Annotated in this window: 5 protein-coding genes; all 5 read right to left on the bottom strand. The window is 66.9% G+C overall.

The genetic code is table 11. From position 1 onward, the window contains the following. Positions 1-797: porin (locus tag VF662_RS08865; RefSeq protein WP_464140003.1), on the bottom strand; the 797-nt coding region annotated here is incomplete at its 3' end. Between the two features lie 76 nt (positions 798-873). Further along, entirely contained in the window at positions 874-1,911 is a 1,038-nt protein-coding gene (locus VF662_RS08860) for a substrate-binding domain-containing protein (protein WP_464140001.1), read from the bottom strand. 165 nt (positions 1,912-2,076) lie between these two features. Beyond that, a complete protein-coding gene (locus VF662_RS08855) occupies positions 2,077-2,787 on the bottom strand; it encodes a DUF4167 domain-containing protein (RefSeq protein WP_464139999.1) in 711 nt (236 codons plus the stop codon). A gap of 258 nt (positions 2,788-3,045) precedes the next feature. Next, the gene (prmC, locus tag VF662_RS08850; protein WP_464139997.1) at positions 3,046-3,864 is read right to left on the bottom strand and encodes a peptide chain release factor N(5)-glutamine methyltransferase; all 819 of its coding nucleotides are present in this window, start codon (positions 3,862-3,864) and stop codon (positions 3,046-3,048) included. Continuing rightward, positions 3,851-4,178 (bottom strand): peptide chain release factor-like protein (locus tag VF662_RS08845; RefSeq protein WP_464139995.1); only part of this gene is annotated, 328 nt, incomplete at its 5' end. The genes prmC and VF662_RS08845, both read right to left, overlap by 14 nt.

The following is a 4,178-nucleotide window of genomic DNA, read 5'->3' as shown; positions in this document are numbered from 1 at the left end:
TGCAGGCGCGCCGAGCCGACCGTTGGTGAGTAGGTGCCGCGGATGCTCGCCTGCCAGCCGGTGCGGTTGAACGAGGCGTTGTTGATCTCCTGGCTCCAGACACCTGCGGTCAGCGTATACTGGTCGGCGGGATCGACCATGCCGACGGCGATGCCGAGCCGGCGGTTATAGCCGAAGGCGTCGGTGAAGGACGCACGCTCCAGGAAGCTGACAAGGCGCGAGCTCGTCATAGTGTCGAGGCTGGAGAGCGGATAGAAATTGCCGATGGTGACCTGAAGCGGGCTTTTTGGCCGCTGGTAGGTGAGGATCACGTCCTCGTAATCCACGGAGCCTTGAGCGAAGTTGAACTCCGCCTTGTAGCCGAAGCCGCCGGGCAGCGTTCCCTCGGCGCCGAACACGAGACGGCGGGCGCGGGTGTTCCAGCCGAGATTGTTGTAGTTGAGCCCGCCGACCGTTCCGGACCGCTCGGGCCCCGGCGTCCCCACATAACCGCCGTCGAACTGCATGAAGCCTTTCGGCTTGAAGCTGAAGCCCGCTTCCTTGTCTTCGAACTGCGGAGCGCCCTTCCAGCTCGGGGTGACGACGCCCATCTGCTTCTTCAGCGCGTCGAGCTGCGCCTGGAGCGATTCCACCTGCTCCTGGAGGAAGGAGGCCTTGGCTGCGGCTTCTTCCGGAGTGAGCGGCGCCTGCGCCTCCGCTCCGTCATCGGCGCTCGTTTCTTGCGCCACTGCCGGCGCCGCTGCGAAAGTCATCGAGCAGCCGGCCAGCAGTGCCAGCAGCAACGGCTTGTTCGTCATTTTCATTCCCCGGATTAAGGCCCCCGCCCCATCGGACTATTGGGCGCCCGTTTCAGATTGATGACAAAGGCCGCCGCTACTTGACGGAGGCGAGGTTCAGCGGCGCGAGCTTTGCTGCCACCTGCGCGTTGCGGGCCCGAACCGCGTCCGGCGCCGCGATGAGGCCGAGGCGAACGAGGTAGCCGTTTCTGCTCCAGGTCGATTCCTTCGTGAATTCGGCGACATAGGCGCGGATCGACGGGATCGCCCGCGCATGCGCATTCTTCACGTAGATGAAGAGCGGGCGGGAGCCGGGATATTTGAAGCTGGCGATGCTGTCGTAGGAAGGCGCGACTCCATTGATGGCGATGCCTTTCAGCTTGTCGGTATTCTCCTCGAGATAGGAATAGCCGAAGATGCCGATCGCCCCAGGATTGGCTTCGATCTTCTGGACGATGAGATTGTCGTTCTCGCCGGCCTGGACGAAGGCGCCGTCCTCGCGCACCGCAGTGCAGATCGCCTTGAACCTGGCCTCGTCGCTCTTCTTCATCGCCGCCATTGCCGGGCTGGCTTCGCAAGGCGGCGTCAGCAGCAGCTCGGCAAGCGCATCGCGGGTGCCGCTGGTCGGCGGCGGCCCGTAGACGCGGATCGGAAGGGCCGGGAGCTTGCCGTTCACATCCTTCCACGTCTTGGCCTTGTTCGGCTTTCCGAACGGCGTCTTGGCGAGCGCCATATAGATGTCGCGCTGGCTGAGGCCGGCGAGCGGCGACCGCTTAGCGGTGGCGAGGGCGAGGCCGTCCAGCCCGATCTGGATCTCAGTGATCTGGGCCACGCCGTTGGCTGCGCAGGCCTTGGTCTCCGACGCCTTGATGCGGCGCGAGGCGTTGACGATGTCGGGGAAGCGCTCGCCGATGCCGGCGCAGAAGAGCTTCATGCCGGCGCCCGTGCCGGTGGATTCGATGACGGGCGTGCCGGCTGCCGGGTTGGCGCGCGACATGCGCTCGGCAACCGCCTTTGCGAACGGATAGACGGTGGAGGACCCGACCGCGCGGATCTGGGTGCGGGCGTCGGCCGCTCCCGGAAGGACGATGGTGGCCGCGACGAACGCGAAACCGGCGATCTTGCGAATGGACATATTTTCCCCTTTGCCCGCGAGCCTCTGCTGCTCGCCTGCACCCGGGATAGGGGGCCCAAGCGTCGGTTCGGTGACCCTTCTGTTTCGCTTCCGTGACAGAGGCACAAAAGCGAAGGGCGGCAGTCTTTCGACTGCCGCCCGTGTTCGTTTCTCGGACCCGAAGGCTTAGGCCGCCGGAGCGATCTCCTCGCCGTCGCGGGGACGGCGGGTGCGGCGGCGGGGCGCCTTTGCGGCCTCCTCCGTATCGTTGGCGATCGCCGGCGGGAGCACGTCGAGCGAGATGCGCTCTTCGCTTCCGCCCTCGCTCCCCTCGGAGGCTTCCTGCGGCCGATCGCGGCGGATGCGCTCGCGGCGGGGACGAAGCCCGTTGCCGCGGCCTTCGCCCTCCTGACGCGCCTCGCGCTCAGGCCTCGGCTCGCGCTCGCTCCGCTGGTCGCGGTCATTGCGCTGCTCGCGCTCGCCCCGGTCGTCGGCCTCGTAGCGGTCGCGGCGCGGCTGGCGCTCGTAACGCTCTTCCCGCTCCTGACGGCCCTGCGCCTCTTCGGCCTCGGCGTTGACGCCTTCGTCCTGGTCCTGATCCTCGTCCTCGTCCGACATATAGTCGCCCTGCGGACGGCGCTGCTCCTCGAAGCGCGAGCGGTTCTCGTTGAGAACGCGGAAATAATGGTCCGCGAACTGGAGATAATATTCGGTCTGGACGCGATCGCCGGCGAGCTGCGCGTCGCGCGCCATCGCCTTGTATTTCTCGTGGAGCTGGGCCGCATTGCCGCGCGAGCGGTTGTCCTGGCGGTTGTTGCCCGGGTTCGGCGCATTGTTGGGCGAGCGTGGGCCGCCGCCACGGCCGCGCCTGCGGCCGTTCTGACGATTGTTGATCAAACGTTGGTCCTCACAGGTGGTCTAATCTGGCCACTCCATCAGCCGGGCCCTTCCCGGCGATACATTTGCACGACACCTTCGGCAGGCGGCCGCAATGCGGCTCCCGCCTCCTCACGCCAGGATCGTCCGAAGACGCCGAAGCAATCGGGGGTCGGCGACGATAAGCCTCACGCATCCAATGCTGTGTTAGGCCCCGTCCCTGATGCCTATGTAACTAGTTGCGCTTGCAAAACCAAGTGAAAAAGCGACTGAACTGGATCAATGGCCCAGAAGGAGGCAGCGCACATGCCCGGCCAGATCGCGCCTCGGGCGGACGCTTAGCCCCTCGGCGGCGAACAAGACGGTGACCGCCTGCTCTTGCCCAGCCCCGATCTCGATGCAGGCGATGCCGGCCGGGGCGAGCAGGCGCGGGATCCCGGGGGCGATGCGGCGATAGTCGTCGAGGCCGTCGGAACCGGCGAACAGGGCCTCGTGCGGCTCGAAGGCGGAGACGTCGAGCGGAAGATCGGCGGCCTCCTCCACGTAAGGCGGATTGCAGAGGATGAGGTCGAACTCTTCCTCTATCGCCTCGCCCCAGTCTCCGATCCGAAGCTCCGCCCGTTCCGCCACCCCGAGCCGCCCCGCATTGCGCCGCGCCAGCGCCAGCGCACACTCGGACGCATCGACGCCAATCCCAGTTGCGCCCGGCCACTGCGCCAGCGCCGCCAGGAGCAAGGTGCCGGGGCCGGTGCCGAGATCGAGGATCCGCTTCGGCCCCGCCTCTCCGAAATGCTCCACCGCCGCTTCGATCAGAGTCTCGGTGTCAGGGCGCGGGATCAGCGCACCCGGCCCCACCTCCAGCTCGATCGTCCAGAAGGCGCGGCGGCCGGTGATGTAGGCGACCGGCTCCCCCGCCTCCCGCCGCTTGAGCAATGCCTCGAACCCGGGCGGCGCGGGCGCATCTAGGCGCGACAGGAGCAGTTCCTCCCGCTCCACCCCAAGCGCTTCGGCCATCAGCAGTTCCGCATCGAGCCGTGGCGTCCCGCTGGTCCTGGCCAGCCGCCGAGCCGCGGCGGCAACCGCCTCACGCACCTTCATCGAGGCTCGCCAGCCGCTCGGCCTCATCCTCCCCGATCAGTGCGCCGATCAGCTCGTCCATCTGCCCCTCCAGGATTTCGGGGAGCCGGTGAAGCGTCAGATTGATCCGGTGGTCCGTCACGCGTCCCTGCGGGAAATTGTAGGTTCGGATGCGCTCGGAGCGGTCGCCCGAGCCCACCATCGACTTGCGGGCGCCCGCGCGCTCGCTTGCAAGCCGCTCCCGCTCCAGCTCGTAAAGGCGGGTGCGGAGCACCTTCAGCGCCTTTGCCTTGTTCTTGTGCTGCGATTTCTCGTCCTGCTGGATCACCACCAAC

Origin of the sequence: Allosphingosinicella sp., from assembly GCF_036387215.1 — a bacterium.
Taxonomy (GTDB): Bacteria; Pseudomonadota; Alphaproteobacteria; order Sphingomonadales; family Sphingomonadaceae; genus Allosphingosinicella.
Note: the sequence above shows the minus strand (reverse complement) of the source record. Positions and strands in the feature narration are given on the sequence as shown.

Coding starts and splice junctions, on each gene's coding strand:
- prmC (WP_464139997.1), bottom strand. CDS start 3,864: ATGAAGGTGCGTGAGGCGGTTGCCGCCGCGGCTCGGCGGCTGGCCAGG.
- VF662_RS08860 (WP_464140001.1), bottom strand. CDS start 1,911: ATGTCCATTCGCAAGATCGCCGGTTTCGCGTTCGTCGCGGCCACCATC.